Origin of the sequence: Arenibacter arenosicollis (assembly GCF_014397245.1) — a bacterium.
GTDB lineage: Bacteria > Bacteroidota > Bacteroidia > Flavobacteriales > Flavobacteriaceae > Arenibacter > Arenibacter arenosicollis.
Map to the genome: position 1 here is coordinate 215,568 of NZ_JACLHY010000001.1, position 16,994 is coordinate 232,561.

Here is a 16,994-nt window from a genome sequence, read left to right on the forward strand (position 1 = left end):
AATTATTAAACTTTGTACGAATATACATCTTTTTTAGATATAATGATATTTTGACCAACTTCAATACTATTTTAACATTTATCTAAATTTAGTCTTACTACTTAAATCATTGTATTATTTTTACACCTCTGATTTTATATATTCATATTTGAGCCAAAAAGGTCCAAATGCTTTTGTATTTTTAGCAGTATATTCACCTTGAAAAAAAATCACCTTTGAAAAAGAAAATCACCCTCAAACATATTGCAAGGGAATTAGGGGTTTCCATTTCCACAGTTTCCAAAGCATTGAAAAATAGTGAGGAAATTGGGGCGGACACTAAGGAGAAGGTCCAGGCTTTTGCCAAACTATATAACTACAAGCCCAATAATATTGCCATCAGCTTAAAGAACAAGCGCACCAAGAATATTGGGGTAATTATTCCTGACATTGTCCACCATTTTTTTACTACTGTGTTTAGGGGCATTGAAAAATACGCCAACGCCAAAGGTTATAATGTCATTGTATGTGTATCCGACGAATCTTTCGACAGGGAGGTCATCAATATGGAATTATTGGCCAATGGAAGTATAGACGGATTTATAATGGCCCTTTCTGCCGGTACACAATTAAAGAACGACTATAACCATTTGAAGGAAGTTACCGAACAAGGAATTCCCTTAGTGTTGTTTGATCGTGTAACTGAGGATATAAAATGTGATAAAGTCATTATCAATGACAAAAAAGGTGCCTACAACGCCGTGACCAAATTCATAAAAGACGGCCGGAAAAGAATTGCCATGATCACTACTGAGGACTATTTTAGTGTTAGTAGGGAAAGAGCTGCTGGTTATCGCGACGCATTGTCCGATAATGGAATTGCCTTTAACGAGGATTTGATCCTAAAATTTCCTTCCATGACCATTGATGAAAAGGTGATTGAAGATTTTTTTAATCGTGAAAAAGTAGACGCCGTACTGAGTGTGAATGAAATTTTTGCCATCCACAGCATGAGGTTGGTACAAAGCAAGGGCTTAAAAATTCCAGAGGATATTTCCTTTATTGGTTTTACGGATGGTCTTTTGTCCAAATACGCCTCTCCAGGGCTAACGGCAGTGGCACAACATGGCGAGCATATGGGAGAAATAGCTGCAGAAATGCTTATTGAAAAAGTAGAAAGTGAGTTGGAGGAGGAAACTTACACCACAAGGGTTTTGGAGCCCACTATAATAGAACGGGGATCAACCGTGAATTAGGTTTAACAATATTACATTTAGAAAGCTGGTCGTTGAAAAAGGAGCTAGCCTAGTATACCCGTTATTCTAGGAAATTTAAAAGTGGGATGCGAGCGTCCTGACACTCTCCGCTATGATAAATCTAATTTTTGTAACCCTGCCAGATTTTAATTGATATCATTAAAGAATGAAGAAAACAGGATTTATATTTGATTTGGATGGTGTTATTGTAGACACCGCCAAATACCATTATTTGGCATGGAGAAAATTAGCCAATGCTCTAGGCTTTGAATTCACCCAAGAACAAAATGAACAATTTAAAGGGGTTAGTCGCAAAAGATGCTTGGAAATCCTTTTGGATATTGGCGGCATCCACGCCTCACAAGAACAATTTAACAATTGGCTGATAGAGAAGAATGAGGATTATTTGTCCCTTATTGAGAAGATGGATGAATCTGAAATCCTGCCGGATGTCCAAAAAGTACTTACTCTTCTTAAAAAACATAATATGCCAATTGCACTAGGGTCAGCAAGTAAAAATGCCCGTCCTATTTTGGAAAAGGTAAAATTAATGGATTATTTTGATGTCATTGTAGACGGCACCCACGTTACCAAAGCCAAGCCCGATCCAGAAGTTTTTTTGATAGCCGCTGAACAACTTGGGGTGCGTCCCGAAGATTGTGTAGTCTTTGAAGATGCAGTTGCAGGAATAGAAGCCGCCAACAATGCGGGAATGCTGAGCATAGGCATAGGCGAAGCAAAAGTGCTTTCCAAGGCAAAATTTGTATTTGCGAATTTTACGGAAATTGATGTTAAATTCATAAATCGCCTTATGAAATAAAGTTTAGGGTGAACATTGACAATATTTGGTTAATTTGGTAATTTCTGGTTTGAAAACAACAGAAACCCCATACGCCTATTACGATAACGCACAAACACTAGCATAATGAATCAAGATTACATAAAGCCCAACAACTGGTCTATCATTGAGGAAGGATTTGAAAAGGACAGTGTAAAATCCTCCGAAAGTTTATTCAGTCTTGGGAACGGAGCCATGGGTCAACGTGCCAATTTTGAAGAAAAATATACAGGTCCAACTTTTCAAGGAAGCTATATAGGTGGGGTGTACTACCCAGATAAAACACGGGTCGGCTGGTGGAAAAATGGCTATCCCGAGTATTTTGCAAAAGTATTGAACGCTCCTAATTGGATTGGAATAAATGTACTTATCAATGGGGAAACCTTAGATCTAAATACCTGTAAAAATGTAGCAGACTTTCGGAGGGAATTAAACATGCAGGAAGGATGGTATACCCGGAGTTTTAGGGCAACCCTGCCCAATGATGCCGTTATAGAGGTAAAGATTACGCGATTCCTAAGTTTGGACCATGATGAAGTGGGTGCCATTAAATATGAAATCACTCCAATAAACCAAGATACTTCTATAGCTTTTCACCCTTATATAGATAGCGGCATAACCAATGAGGACACCAATTGGGACGACCAATTTTGGAACACTACCGGGGTTTCATCGGATGGTTTTCAGGCGTTTATTGAGGCCCATACCATGAAGACCAATTTCTCTACCTGCACATTTATGGAGTCCAGGTTGTACCATAACAATAATCTGGAAAAAGAAAAGCCCTTGGAGGCAATTTCCGAGACTACAATAGTTCATCACTTTAAAAAGGACATCAAAAAAGGGGATACTCTATCATTGATTAAATTTGGTGGTTATACGGTCTCTACAAACCATAAGGCCAATGAATTGATCTCGGCTGCAAAAAAGGCCTTGCACAAGGTAACCGAATTAGGTTTTGATGCCCTACTGGAGCTACAAAAAAAATCCTGGGCCAAAATATGGGAAATGAGCGATATCATGATCGATGGCGATGTAAGGGCGCAACAGGGAATTCGATTTAATATTTTTCATTTAAACCAAACTTATTTAGGGAAAGATTCCAGACTTAATATTGGGCCCAAAGGATTCACCGGTGAAAAATACGGCGGTAGTACTTACTGGGATACAGAAGCCTATTGTATTCCATTTTATATGGCTACCAAAAACAAAAAAGTAGCAAGAAATCTACTGACCTATAGGTACAATCATTTAGAAAAGGCCATTGAAAATGCCCGAAAACTAGGGTTTGTAGATGGGGCGGCCCTATACCCAATGGTTACCATGAATGGTGAAGAATGCCATAACGAGTGGGAAATAACCTTTGAAGAAATACATCGCAATGGCGCCATAGCCTTTGCCATATATAATTACTACCGGTTTACTGGAGATTACACCTACATCCCGGAAATGGGACTGGAGGTTTTGATAGGAATAGCGCGTTTTTGGCATCAAAGAGCTACTTTTTCTTCCCAAAAAGACAAATATGTAATTCTAGGGGTCACGGGTCCCAATGAATACGAAAACAACGTAAACAACAACTGGTACACGAATTATATTGCCAAATGGTGCATTAATTATGCCCTTCAGGAACTACAAAAGGTAAAAGAGGGCTATCCGGAGGATTATCATAGAATTATAGGAGTCACCAAACTTTCAGAAAAGGAGACCAAATCCTGGAGCAAGGTGGCCAAAAAAATGTACTTCCCCTATGATGAAAAATTAGGTGTTTATTTGCAACAAGATGGCTTCTTGGACAAAGAACTAATCCCTGTGAAAGAATTGAACAAAAAGGATCGACCCATTAACCAGAAATGGAGTTGGGACCGCATTCTAAGATCGCCTTATATAAAACAGGCAGATACCCTTCAAGGGTTTTATTTCTTTGAAGACCATTTTACCACCGAAGAACTGGAAAAGCATTTCGATTTTTACGAACCTTTTACAGTGCACGAATCGTCACTATCCCCATGTGTACATAGTATTCAAGCTGCAAAATTGAACAGAATGGATCAGGCGTACGCCTTCTATCTACGTACCTCCAGATTGGATTTGGATGATTACAATAAGGAAGTGAAAGAAGGACTCCATATTACTTCAATGGCAGGCACATGGATGAGCATAGTGGAAGGTTTTGGGGGGATGAGGATTTTGGATGATAAATTATCCTTTACCCCAAGAATACCAAAGGAATGGACATCCTACTCCTTCAAGGTAAATTTTAGAAATAGAATTCTAAAGGTCATGGTTACAGAAAACGAAACTACCTTCGACTTGGAAGGAACGGATGAAATGTCTATTCGGGTAAATGGAAGACGTGTGGTTTTAACCGCTGGCAAAAAAAACTATTCACCAGCACCTTAGTATTTTAGCATAAAATTATACAATCCCAAAAATGTTTCAGAAAATACACGATTGGGATTGTTTTTTAAAAAAAGTTAAATAAATTGAGGCAAAAGGTGTCGCTGAAAAAAAAATTATTAAAAAATTAACACTAATTCCAAAAACATGTATCATTATTGCATAGAAAAGCACAATAACACCTAGTTGGCTTTTCTTTCCGAAAAGAAGCATAAAATGAAACAGACCACTGAAATTCGAAAAGCAGTAGTTTACCAAGTATTTACCAGATTGTTCGGCAATACCAATACCACCAATAAACCTTGGGGGACCATAGAGGAAAATGGGGTTGGCAAATTCCGTGACTTCACCCAGAAAGCTTTAAAGGAAATTAAGAATTTGGGAGTAACCCATATATGGTATACGGGTATTCCACATCACGCCCTGGTTAGGGATTATACCGCATACGACATTTCTAACGACGACCCGGACATTGTAAAGGGCCGAGCGGGCTCGCCTTATGCCGTCAAGGATTATTACAGCGTTAATCCAGATTTGGCGCATAATCCCAAAAATAGATTAACGGAGTTTAAAGCCTTAATTACTAGGAGCCATAAAGCGGATTTAAAAGTTATTATTGATATAGTTCCAAATCATATCGCCAGAAAATACGAAGGAAAAAATAATCCCAAGGGCGTGGTAGATTTTGGGGCCAAAGACAATACAAATGTAGTCTATGACAAGGACAACAATTTCTATTACACTCCAGGAGAGTCCTTTACCGTCCCGGATTGGAGAGATGGCTACCTGCCGTTAGGTGGAGAACAAAATAAGTTGGCCGATAACAAATTTACCGAAACTCCCGCAAAATGGACTGGAAATGGGTCCCGGTCACCCAAACCCGATTTTAATGATTGGTATGAGACCGTAAAAATTAACTACGGAATTAGTCCGGACGGACATAGGGATTTTGAATCCCTCCCGGAAGATTTTGGCCATAAAGACTTTTCTGAACATTTTGAGTTTTGGAGAAACAAGGAGGTACCCGATTCCTGGATAAAATTTAGGGATATTGCCCTCTACTGGTTGGGCCAGGGAGTGGACGGATTTCGTTATGATATGGCTGAAATGGTTCCCGTGGAATTCTGGAGCTTTATGAATTCGTCCATAAAAATGAATAATCCAGATGCATTTTTAATGGCCGAAGTATATAACCCACAGCTATACCGGGATTATATCTTTAAAGGGAAAATGGACTATTTATATGACAAAGTGGAATTTTATGATTCCTTAAAACATATTATGCAGGGCCATGGGTGGACAGACCACATACCGGTAGTTCAAAGCGGACTCATGGATATTGAGCACCAAATGCTTCATTTTCTAGAGAATCATGACGAGCAGCGTATTGCCTCCCCGGAATTTTTAGGAAATGCGGACAAGGCCAAACCGGGCATGGTGGTTTCCGCAACCATAAGTACCTCACCTACTATGATCTACTTTGGGCAAGAGGTGGGAGAACCGGCCGCCGAAAGTCCTGGGTTTGGGTCACCAAGTAGAACCTCCATCTTCGATTATGTTGGGGTACCCCACTTTCAACGCTGGGTCAACAATAAAAAATTTGACGGAGGACAATTATCTACAAAAGAGAAAGAACTTAGGACATTTTACAAAAACTTGCTCAATTTCACCATTAACAGCAGTGCTTTAATGGGCAACTATAGGGATATTCATTTTTTCAACAAGGACACCACAGAATATTACAATCACCATGTCCTGTCCTTTGTAAGATGGTCCAAAAACGAAAAACTCATTATTATTTCTAATTTTGATGCCGATGAAACATTTGGATTCGATTTAAAACTACCGAGGGACATTGTTCAGGCATGGGGTCTGCAGAATAAGACATACTATGTAAAGGACGAATTGTTCAAAGATAAGGAGTTTCCCTTGATCATCGAAGATGAAATTGGCCATATCAGAATAGATATACAACCATTGGAATCATTAATTTTAAGTTTAAAATAGATTAGCGCATTACATTATGAAAACATCATCACTAGTTGGAACATTATTCCTATTACTATTAATTTTAAGTTGTGACAATATGAACAAACCCTTGGTTATTGGCCATAGAGGTGCCATGGGGCATGAAACGGAAAACACCTTGGCATCCATACAAAAAGCAATAGATCTTGGTGCGGATATGATAGAAATCGACGTTTTTAAAATAAAAAGTGGTGAAACCGTAGTATTCCACGATAAAGATGTGGAAAGACTTACCGATAGTGTTGGAAAAATAGAGGACTATAATTTTGAAGACCTGCAGAAATTAACCTTGGTCGGCAACCACAAAATTCCTACCCTGCAGGAGGTGCTGAATGTAATTGATAAAAAAGTACAATTAAACATTGAGCTTAAGGGCTCCAATACGGCTGATAGGGTAAACTTTATTATAAATTACTACATAAAGGAAAAAGGTTGGCCTATTGATAAATTCCTTATTTCCAGTTTTAGATGGGATGAACTTCAGGCCATGCGAAAGCTCAACAATAAAGTACCGATTGCCATCCTAATAAGTGGCGATCCATTGGAAGCGTTGGACATTGCCAACGAATTAGGAGCTGTCGCCATCAACCCATACTTTGAAGATTTGACCTTGGAGAATGTTCACGAGATGAAAAAAGCCGGATTTAAAATCTATCCATGGACCGTAAATGAACCAGAAGAAATTGAAGCGGTAGAGCGATTGGGAGTAGACGGCATCATCACCAATTTTCCAGAACGCATTAATTAATGTTCGATGTCATTGTACTAGGAGGAGGTGCCGCCGGTTTTTATGGCGCCATACACATTGCGGAGTCCAATCCCAAGTTGCAAGTGGCAATCTTGGAACGCGGCAAAGATGTATTGGGCAAAGTTAAAGTATCCGGGGGTGGACGCTGTAACGTTACCCATGCCGAATTTGACCCCAAAGAACTTACCAAAAATTACCCTAGGGGAGAAAGGGAACTATTAGGTCCGTTCCACAACTATTGTACTGGTGATACAATGGCTTTCTTTGAAAAACGAGGAGTGCCATTGAACATTGAAGCTGATGGCAGAATGTTCCCCTCTACTAATTCTTCCCAAACTATCATAGACTGTTTTGTTGGGGAAACAGAGCGACTTGGAATTAAAGTACTCAAGAACAGTTCCGTTGTCGGGATAACACCATTGGACAAAAATAAAGGGAAGGACGATTACTCCTGGGAAATTAAATCGATTAGAAACTCCTACAAAGCCAAAAAAATATTGGTTGCCACAGGTAGCAATCCTAAAATATGGGAGCTATTAAGACAAATGGGGCATACCATAGTCCCACCGGTACCTTCACTGTTCACCTTTAATATTAAGGATGAAAGAATTACCGGCATACAAGGGGTGAGTACCAACGCCAGCATCAAGATAGTTCCCACCAAGGTAAATAATGGTAAATACAAGGCGGCCTTAAAAAACTATACCATACACCCATCGGACCTAGAGTCCGAAGGCCCCCTCTTAATAACACATTGGGGAATGAGCGGTCCTGGAATATTGAGGCTATCGGCTTGGGGGGCTCAGTTGCTGAATGAGTTAAATTATAAGTTTTCAATAAAAATAAATTGGCTTCCAGCCTATCATGAGGAAGGAGTGCTAAGTCAACTTCAACAAATAAAGGAAATCGAAGGCAAGAAAACAGTCCTTCGCACCAAAGCGTTTCAACTTCCAAAGCGATTATGGATCAGTCTGGTAAAAGCGTCGGGCATTTCAGATACCGATAAATGGGCGGATATTTCCAAAAATCAAATACAAAACTTAGCGAAGCAATTAACGAATTCCAAGTTTAATGTAGATGGGAAAAGCACCTTCAAGGAGGAATTTGTCACTGCCGGAGGGGTAGACCTAAAAGAAATCAATTTTAAAACTTACGAAAGTAAAATACTTCCCAACCTCTTTTTTGCCGGGGAAGTAATCAATATAGATGCCATTACTGGTGGATTTAACTTTCAGAATGCTTGGACCGGGGCATATATTGCGGCTCAAGCAATTGCAAAAGGTCTATAAAAACGGATCAACTCAATAGTAACATCAACAAGGCAGCCATTGTAGCTCCAATGATAGGACCAACTACGGGTATCCAAGCATAACCCCAATCGCTTCCTCCCTTACCCTTTATGGGCATGATAGCGTGCATTATACGAGGTCCAAGATCTCTGGCAGGATTTATGGCATAGCCTGTGGTACCACCCAAGGAAAGACCTATCGCCCAAACTAGAAAAGCAACTGGAAGTGCCCCCAGAGACCCTAATCCTATTACCGTTTCCGTTTCGGTTATTGAGGCATCCGTAAAATAGAGTACCACAAATACCAAGGTAAAAGTACCCACTACTTCACTAAATAAATTATTAATGGGATTCCTTATAGCCGGAGCAGTACAAAATACCGCTTTTTTGGTGTCCTGGTCCTCAGTTGCATCAAAATGATCTTTGTAAAAGAGCCAAACGATCAAGGCACCCAACATGGCCCCTATGAATTGCCCCAATACATAGGTGGGGACCAAGGCCCATTCAAACTTCTCGGCAACCGCCAGTCCAATGCTAACGGCCGGATTCAGATGTGCCCCGCTATAGGGTGCGGCAACCGCCACCCCCACGTACACGGCCAATCCCCAGGCAGTGGTAATCACCATCCAGCCCATGTCGTTAGATTTTGTTTTGTTAAGTATTACGTTGGCTACTACTCCGCCCCCCAAAAGGATCAGAAAAAAAGTGCCGATGATTTCAGCAATAAATGGAGTCATATTTAGTTGGTTTATTATTTAAGCGTTTTGTTTGGACCAATAATCTACAGCATCGATGGCCCTGTACCAGCCTTTAATATTTTTGTCAATTTCTTCCCTCTCGGAACTAGGATTAAAATTAACGTCGGTTTTCCATATTTCCTGAATTTCTTCCAAATTTTCCCAGAATCCTACTGCCAAACCAGCTAAATAAGCCGCTCCCATAACCGTGGTCTCAATTACCTTTGGGCGTACAGTTGCCGTGTTAAGAACATCGGCCTGGAATTGCATCAGCATATTATTTACGGTTGCTCCTCCATCTACCCGTAATTCCTTGATGGAAATTTTTGAATCTGCTTCCATAGCCTTTAAAACATCCATGGTCTGAAAGGCAATAGATTCTATAGCCGCTCTGGCAATGTGGGCATCCGTACTACCCCTTGTGAGCCCAAAAATGGTTCCCTGCGCATGTTGGTTCCAGTAGGGCGCACCCAGACCTGCAAAGGCAGGTACAAAATAAACTCCATCGGTACTGCTTACAGATTCCGCCAACTTTTCTACATCCTCAGACCTTTTAATGATCTTTAAGCTATCCCTCAACCATTGAACTACAGCTCCAGCAATAAAAATACTTCCCTCCAAGGCATATTGGGTTTTCCCATTAATGGTCCACGCTACGGTGGTTAAAAGATTATTTTCAGAAACAATGGGCTTTTCCCCAATGTTCATTAGCATAAAGCAACCGGTACCATAGGTGTTTTTGACCATTCCTGGTTTGGTACACATTTGGCCGAAAAGTGCCGCCTGTTGATCACCCGCAATTCCGGCAATAGGAATTTTACTGGCAAAAAAATTGGGATTGGTATTACCGTATACTTCACTGGACTGTTTTACTTTGGGCAACATGCTCTTGGGAATAGTAAAAAGCTCCAATAACTCATCATCCCATTCCAAGGTATTTATATTAAAGAGCAATGTTCTAGAGGCATTGGTAACATCGGTAATATGTAGTTCGCCTTTGGTCATATTCCAAATTAACCACGAATCTATGGTTCCCAGGATCAAGTCTCCTGCCTCCGCCTTTTTCCTAGCCCCTTCCACATTATCCAAAATCCATTTCACCTTGGTACCCGAAAAGTAGGAGTCGATCACCAAACCCGTTTTTTCCCTAATAAGCCGGGATCTCCCTTGCTTCTTTAATTCATCACAATAATTGGATGTCCGCTTATCCTGCCAAACAATGGCATTATAAACTGGTTTTCCTGTTTTTTTATCCCAAACAACTACTGTTTCCCGTTGGTTGGTAATTCCTATAGCTGCTATATCAGCCCCGTAAATCCCCTTTTTGGTGGTCGCTTCTGCGGCCGTACTGACTTGTGAGGACCATATTTCCAAGGGATCATGCTCTACCCAACCCGGCTTTGGAAAATACTGCGTAAATTCTTTTTGGGAGACCGAAACAATATTGCCTTTTCTGTCAAAAACAACGGAACGGGAACTGGTTGTACCTTGATCTAACGCTAGTATATATTTTTCCATATGGGTGGTATATTTTTAAAATGGGTATCAAGATAACAAAATATAGGCACTAATTTTGAAAAATTAATAATCAGGTTCCCAAGATTTCAACAATAATCCCTATCCCACTTAATACATTAAGCTAATTTATAAACAGCCTTAAATTATAACTGCCCATGAAGAAATTTGTAGATAAAAAATATGCTTGTTCCCGCTTAGCGGTTAAATTGTTATTTTTATTGGCTTCTCTTAAAACTGGACCATCATGACAACGTATATTATTTTACTGAGAGGAATCAATGTTGGTGGCCAGAAAAAAATTATAATGTCCAATTTAAGGACCATGCTCCAAGATTTGAATTTTGCCATGGTACGTACCTATATACAAAGCGGCAATATTGTTTTAAAAAGCGATGTAACCTCGCCTACAGCAGTATCACAAATAATCAAAGACGGTATTTACACCACTTTCGGCTTTGATGTTCCCGTATTGGCAAAGACATTTAATGAATTGAAAGAAATTATAGAAGAATCCCCTTTTGAAAAACACAACGACTTGGAGACCAAAAAGTGGTATTATGTGCTGTTACAGGAAGCTCCTAAGAAGGAACTCGTCCATGGTTTACAACAAGAACAATTTCCGAATGAACGGTTTGTAATTACGAATAACTGCGTCTACCTAAGTTGCGACCAGGGATATGGCAATACAAAATGTAACAATAATTTCTTTGAAAAAAGACTTGAGGTGCCGGCCACTACCAGAAATCACAGGACTATCATGAAATTGTTGGAAATGGCAGAAAAAATTTAATTCAATTCCCAAATTTTATAGTTCAGGGCCGTGGCAAAACAAACCCAGAGCAGATAAGGAATTAATAGATAAGCGGCAGTTTTGCTTACAACCTTAAACCATTTTATGGTAAAGATCAATAACACCAATAAAGTAAGAATAACAAGCAAGGCCCCAAACGTATTTTTGAATCCAAAGAAAATTATACTCCAAAGTGCATTGAACAACAACTGAATGCCGAAATGGTACAAGGCCGTTTTCACCCAAATATGATAAAACCCTTTTGCCCAGACAATCCCCGCGGCAACGCCCATCATAATATAGAGTATGGTCCACACCGGGGCAAAAATCCAGTTTGGAGGATTAAAGCTAGGCTTATTCAATTCCAAATACCAATCATTTACCGAGGATTGCGTTGCAAAACTGGATAAAAATCCAATCGTTAAGCACACTGCTACAGAAATTGCGATATAGGTAAGTTGCTTTTTCAAAGGTTGGTTGTTAATCCCCTAAATTAACAATTTATTTTAACAGGATCTACAGCAAAACTCCTTAAAAACTATCTTTGCACAAATTGATTCCATTATGACCGATAAAGACTTTAGCCCTTCCGGGTATACCATAGACAAAACCGAAGGAAAAGTTACCTATAAATCGCCCAGCAATATTGCCTTGGTAAAGTACTGGGGCAAGAGGCAGCATCAGATTCCCGCCAACCCATCGATCAGTTTTACTTTGGATACCTGTACTACTACAACAACTCTTACTTATAAAAAATTGGACAACCGAAGTACCGACTTTTCCTTCGACCTCCTTTTCGAGGGCAAACCAAAGGAGGATTTTAAACCCAAAATAAGTACGTTCTTCAAAAGGACAGAGCCATATCTGCCTTTCTTAAAAAATTATCATTTCAGCATAGAAACTTCCAATTCCTTTCCCCACAGCAGTGGCATTGCATCATCGGCCAGTGGGATGTCTGCCCTAGCGCTGTGTCTAATGGAACTGGAAAGGGAGTTGAACCCGGGGATGGACTCCAACTTTTTTAAAAAGAAAGCCTCTTTTTTGGCACGATTGGGATCCGGTAGCGCCTGCAGGAGTATAGAAGGTGATTTAATGCAGTGGGGTGATCATAAGGACACATTGAACAGCTCCGATCTTTATGCCATAAAATATCCATATAAGGTACACCCGATTTTTAAGAACTATCAGGATACCATTCTTCTGGTGGACAAAGGATCTAAAGAGGTGAGCAGTAGCCTTGGCCATAATTTAATGCACGATCATCCTTTTGCAGAACAACGGTTCGACCAAGCGCATAAAAATCTGTCTAAATTAAAATCGATTTTTGAGGAAGGAAATTTATTGGAATTTATTAAAATCGTGGAAAGCGAAGCACTTACATTGCATGCCATGATGATGACCAGCATGCCTTATTTTATGCTGATGAAACCCAATACTCTGGAGATTATCAGTAAAATATGGGCCTTTAGGGCCTCTTCCAAAACCCATGTCTGTTTTACATTGGACGCAGGAGCCAATGTGCATGTACTGTATCCTGAAAAAGAAAAAGAAAAAGTTTACCAATTTATTAGTAATGAGTTGGTTGCATATTGCGAAAACGGGCAGTATATTTGCGATCAAATTGGAAAAGGAGCGAAAAAGCTGTAAATTCAATTTGAAAATTAAATAATTAATAGCGGGAGATTGCGTTAATTATTAAGGTAATTGGTGAGTATCGTGAAATCATCGGAACTCTAATTACAGATTATTAAATATTACGGTTTAATTATTTATGCTTAACTTAAAGAAATGAAAGGACCATTATTTTACTCTAAAATTCTGCTTTTCGGGGAATATGGAATCATTAAAGATTCCAAGGGACTTTCTATACCCTATAATTTTTTTAAGGGGGCATTAAAATCCAAGAATAAGGATTCTGAAGAGGCAAAGAAATCCAACGCCAGCCTTAAAGCCTTTGCGGAATATTTAAAAAACTTACAGCAAAAAGATCACGAATTGGTGACCTTTGACCTGGAGGCCTTGAATAAAGATGTAGCCAACGGCATGTATTTTGACAGTTCCATTCCACAAGGATATGGAGTGGGGAGCAGTGGCGCTTTGGTAGCCGCTATCTACGACAAATATGCTATTGAAAAAATCACTGTTCTAGAGAACCTTACTAGGGAGAAACTACTAAAACTGAAGACTATTTTTGGAAAAATGGAATCGTTTTTCCACGGTAAATCCTCAGGCCTTGATCCTTTAAACAGCTATTTAAGCCTACCAATACTCATAAATTCCCAAGACAATATAGAATCTACCAGCATTCCGTCCCAAAATTTGGATGGCAAGGGAGCTGTATTCCTTTTGGACAGTGGTAGCACTGGAGAAACTGCTCCGATGGTACATTTGTTTATGGAGCAAATGAAACACGAAGGATTCCGGGCCATGCTAAAAGATCAGTTTATTAAACATACAGACGCCTGTGTGGAAGATTTCATAAATGGGAACGTAAAATCCCTGTTTGGGAATTTAAAGCAGTTGTCCCATGTGGTCTTGGATAATTTTAAACCTATGATTCCTGTGGAATTCCATAAACTTTGGAAGCAGGGAATAGATACCAACGACTATTATTTAAAACTCTGCGGCTCTGGCGGTGGAGGCTATATTTTAGGATTTACCGAAGACATCAATAAGGCAAAAAAAGCCCTGAAAGGCTATAATTTAGAAGTGGTTTATAACTTCTAAACGCAACCCCTATGCTTAGTAGAAAAAACAAGCTCTTGCTATTAAAGTTCCTGAGCTTGTTTTCTGTGGTCAGAGGCTACAACATTCTTATGATCACCTTGGCGCAGTACCTGGCGTCCATTTATATTTTAGCTCCCCATTTACCACTCCGGAAAGTTGTTTTTGATGGCAACCTGTTCGTTATCGTACTCAGCTCGGCTTTGGTAATTGCTGCTGGCTATATCATCAATAATTTTTACGACGCGGAAAAAGACCTTATCAATAAGCCTCGAAAGAGCATGTTAGATCGCTTGGTAAGTCAGCGTACCAAACTCACCACCTATTTTGTATTAAATTTTCTTTCGGTATTCTTTGCCAGTTATGTCTCCTTTAAGGCCGTTGTGTTCTTTTCTGCCTATATTTTTGGCATTTGGTTCTATTCCCACAAGTTAAAACGAGTGCCGTTTTTGGGCAATTTTGTTTCCGCAACCTTGGCCATTGCCCCCTTTTTCGCCGTTTTTGTGTATTATAAGAATTTTGATGCCGTGATTTTTGTCCATGCCCTTTTTCTTTTCCTATTGATATTGGCCAGGGAAATGATCAAAGATCTGGAAAACATTGCAGGGGATATGGCCCAAAATTATAAGACCATTCCTATATTGTACGGAGCAAAATTTTCCAAGACCTGTATCTCCATTTTGATTGGACTAACGCTACTACCCTCCTTTCTCTTGATCGAATATTTTGATGTGGGCTATATGTACCTCTATTTTATATTCTGTATTTTATTGCTTTTGGGGTTTTTAGTTCTTTTGGTAAAATCCAACAGCAAAAAACACTATGTTTGGCTCCACAACATTCTAAAACTGATCATTATACTGGGAGTATTCAGTATTTTATTGATCAATGTTGATCTGGTATTGAACAGAATTCTCTAAGAATCAGTAATAACCACTCCAATAGCCTAAACATATGATTTCCTTTGCTACCTTTGCAAAAAATTATAGTACTTATGAGTAGGTCAGATTCCAATAACGACAAAAAGGCATCAGGTAGGCAAGGCGGCACTTTTAGAAAAAAAAGTTATGCAAGGGGCAACGCACCGGTAAAAAAGAAAACGGAAGCAAAGCCACCTTCGGACCCCAATGTAATGCGACTAAATCGTTATGTAGCCAACTCAGGAGTCTGTTCACGTAGGGATGCCGATATTTATATCTCTGCAGGAAACATCACCGTAAACGGGAAGCCGATCACCGAAATGGGCTACAAAGTAAAACTGACCGATGAAGTAAAATTTGACGGTCGTTTACTAAATCCAGAGAAAAAGGAATACGTCCTTTTAAATAAGCCTAAGGATTTTGTTACCACTCCCAAAGATGAGCACGGAAGAAGAACCGTGGCCTCCCTGGTTTCAAGTGCTTCCAAATCCAAACTTACCGTAGTGGGTAAAATGGACAAGAGTACCACTGGTCTTTTATTGTTTACCAATGATGGTGAGATGACGAAGCGACTTACAAAGCCTAAAAACGGACTTCGCAAAATATATCACGTAGAGCTTAACAAGAACCTTAGGGGCGAAGACCTCCTAAAGATCAAGGAAGGCATCTCTATAGAAGATAGTGTTGTAAGGGTAGATGATATTAGTTTTATTGAAAATGCTCCCAAGAGGGAAGTAGGAATAGAACTAAAGAGCACCCGTAACAAAATTGTACGCCGTATTTTTGAAGAATTGGAATACGAGGTCGTAAAATTGGATCGAGTGGTCTATGCCGGACTTACCAAAAAAGACCTTCCAAGAGGACACTGGAGACATCTTACCGAACAGGAAGTTATTAATTTAGGCATGATAAAATAGGACCTAATGCCTATTATCATTACTACCTTTATTCGTCCTCTATTATTGGCAGCAAATTCCCTATCACCCAGTTAGAAAGTACATTTTGTTGTTAACATTATTATAAGGTTCGTGAAATTTTGTTGATATTTAAGATTAAACAACCAACTATGAATACTAAAAAAGTAATCGGAATCCTTCTAATAATTGGCGGCCTGGCCCTAGGTTATGTAGGTTTGAATAAAATAGAAAATAGCGGGGCCTCTGTAAAGGTGTTGGATATAGAACTGGATGTTTCAGATAAAGGGAGCAAGCAACAGGGATATATCTATTTAGGATTAGGTATACTTTTGGTTGCTGGAGGTGTCTATACTGTGAATAAGAAATAACACTTTGAAATCATAATAGTTCGGATAATTATAGTTCACAGGGCCATACAAAATCTAGGACGCTAATTGAATCACATACATTTACTATTTCCAAAAGGGAATTGAATTTGATTTCGGAATAGTCTTTCCAGAAAAATAACCACAATATTTGCCGCACCTAATCCGCCAAGAGAACATGGCGAGAAAACATGGTACACCTTGGGAAAAATCTATCTTTTTAGCAACTGCAATCCAGCTGACATTTTACCGTCATTACAAGCCTGCCTAACATCTAAATAGGTCCAGCGCAAGAATCTATTTTTTTTTGCAGTAGAAGATGCTTCGTTACGACTACACCTCACACTGTCTGTTGTAGTCACTTCGACAGTGTCCCATTTTTCTGGAACGAGGAGAAGTCGCACACCATTGGTCTTTCCTTATAGGTCTCGACTGCGCCCGACCAGACAATCCCTTTCATTACTTTTTCGACAACACTTGGATATA

At 39.5% G+C, this 16,994-nt stretch carries 15 protein-coding genes; 12 read left to right on the top strand and 3 right to left on the bottom strand.

Going from position 1 to position 16,994, the window contains the following annotated elements; all coding sequences use genetic code 11:
* Positions 1–215: 215 nt before the first annotated feature.
* The 6 genes from H4O18_RS00950 to H4O18_RS00975 all read left to right on the top strand — a co-directional run bounded on the left by H4O18_RS00950 (position 216) and on the right by H4O18_RS00975 (position 8,538).
* Positions 216–1,235: a LacI family DNA-binding transcriptional regulator gene (locus tag H4O18_RS00950; RefSeq protein ID WP_187581228.1), complete on the top strand. Its 1,020-nt coding sequence runs from the start codon at positions 216–218 to the stop codon at positions 1,233–1,235.
* Between the two features lie 166 nt (positions 1,236–1,401).
* A complete protein-coding gene (pgmB, locus tag H4O18_RS00955; protein ID WP_187581229.1) occupies positions 1,402–2,055 on the top strand; it encodes a beta-phosphoglucomutase in 654 nt (217 codons plus the stop codon).
* 105 nt (positions 2,056–2,160) lie between these two features.
* Positions 2,161–4,476 (top strand): glycoside hydrolase family 65 protein, encoded by a 2,316-nt coding sequence (locus H4O18_RS00960; RefSeq protein WP_187581230.1) that lies wholly within the window; start codon positions 2,161–2,163, stop codon positions 4,474–4,476.
* A 213-nt stretch (positions 4,477–4,689) separates the two neighbouring features.
* Positions 4,690–6,480, top strand: coding sequence for an alpha-amylase family protein (locus H4O18_RS00965; protein ID WP_187581231.1), 1,791 nt, complete (start codon positions 4,690–4,692; stop codon positions 6,478–6,480).
* A gap of 79 nt (positions 6,481–6,559) precedes the next feature.
* Complete coding sequence (locus tag H4O18_RS00970) at positions 6,560–7,249, top strand: glycerophosphodiester phosphodiesterase (protein WP_246473891.1); 690 nt, start codon at positions 6,560–6,562, stop codon at positions 7,247–7,249.
* Positions 7,249–8,538 carry a BaiN/RdsA family NAD(P)/FAD-dependent oxidoreductase gene (locus H4O18_RS00975; RefSeq protein ID WP_187581233.1) on the top strand — a complete coding sequence of 430 codons (1,290 nt, stop codon included), beginning with the start codon at positions 7,249–7,251 and terminating at the stop codon, positions 8,536–8,538. Before H4O18_RS00970 ends, H4O18_RS00975 begins: the two co-directional genes overlap by 1 nt.
* 7 nt (positions 8,539–8,545) lie before the next feature.
* Here the strand turns inward: H4O18_RS00975 and H4O18_RS00980 are convergent, their stop codons facing one another.
* Positions 8,546–9,274 (bottom strand): MIP/aquaporin family protein, encoded by a 729-nt coding sequence (locus tag H4O18_RS00980; RefSeq protein WP_187581234.1) that lies wholly within the window; start codon positions 9,272–9,274, stop codon positions 8,546–8,548.
* An 18-nt stretch (positions 9,275–9,292) separates the two neighbouring features.
* Complete coding sequence (gene glpK / locus H4O18_RS00985) at positions 9,293–10,792, bottom strand: glycerol kinase GlpK (protein ID WP_187581235.1); 1,500 nt, start codon at positions 10,790–10,792, stop codon at positions 9,293–9,295.
* A 244-nt stretch (positions 10,793–11,036) separates the two neighbouring features.
* On the opposite strand from glpK, the gene H4O18_RS00990 reads away from it, so the two are divergent.
* Positions 11,037–11,582, top strand: a complete 546-nt coding sequence (locus H4O18_RS00990) for a DUF1697 domain-containing protein (RefSeq protein WP_187581236.1) — start codon at positions 11,037–11,039, stop codon at positions 11,580–11,582.
* Here the strand turns inward: H4O18_RS00990 and H4O18_RS00995 are convergent.
* A complete protein-coding gene (locus H4O18_RS00995) occupies positions 11,579–12,052 on the bottom strand; it encodes a TspO/MBR family protein (RefSeq protein ID WP_187581237.1) in 474 nt (157 codons plus the stop codon). The two genes, H4O18_RS00990 and H4O18_RS00995, sit on opposite strands and share 4 nt — an antisense overlap.
* 94 nt (positions 12,053–12,146) lie before the next feature.
* Between H4O18_RS00995 and H4O18_RS01000 the strand changes: the two genes are divergently transcribed.
* The 5 genes from H4O18_RS01000 (at position 12,147) to H4O18_RS01020 (ending at position 16,511) form a co-directional block, all read left to right on the top strand.
* A complete protein-coding gene (locus H4O18_RS01000) occupies positions 12,147–13,229 on the top strand; it encodes a diphosphomevalonate decarboxylase (protein WP_187581238.1) in 1,083 nt (360 codons plus the stop codon).
* A 141-nt stretch (positions 13,230–13,370) separates the two neighbouring features.
* Positions 13,371–14,309 (top strand): mevalonate kinase family protein, encoded by a 939-nt coding sequence (locus H4O18_RS01005; protein WP_187581239.1) that lies wholly within the window; start codon positions 13,371–13,373, stop codon positions 14,307–14,309.
* Positions 14,310–14,320: 11 nt separating this feature from the next.
* Positions 14,321–15,226, top strand: a complete 906-nt coding sequence (locus H4O18_RS01010; RefSeq protein ID WP_187581240.1) for a geranylgeranylglycerol-phosphate geranylgeranyltransferase — start codon at positions 14,321–14,323, stop codon at positions 15,224–15,226.
* Positions 15,227–15,300: 74 nt separating this feature from the next.
* Positions 15,301–16,143 (top strand): pseudouridine synthase, encoded by an 843-nt coding sequence (locus tag H4O18_RS01015; protein ID WP_187581241.1) that lies wholly within the window; start codon positions 15,301–15,303, stop codon positions 16,141–16,143.
* A 149-nt stretch (positions 16,144–16,292) separates the two neighbouring features.
* Complete coding sequence (locus tag H4O18_RS01020) at positions 16,293–16,511, top strand: hypothetical protein (protein ID WP_187581242.1); 219 nt, start codon at positions 16,293–16,295, stop codon at positions 16,509–16,511.
* The last annotated feature ends 483 nt before the right edge of the window (positions 16,512–16,994 follow it).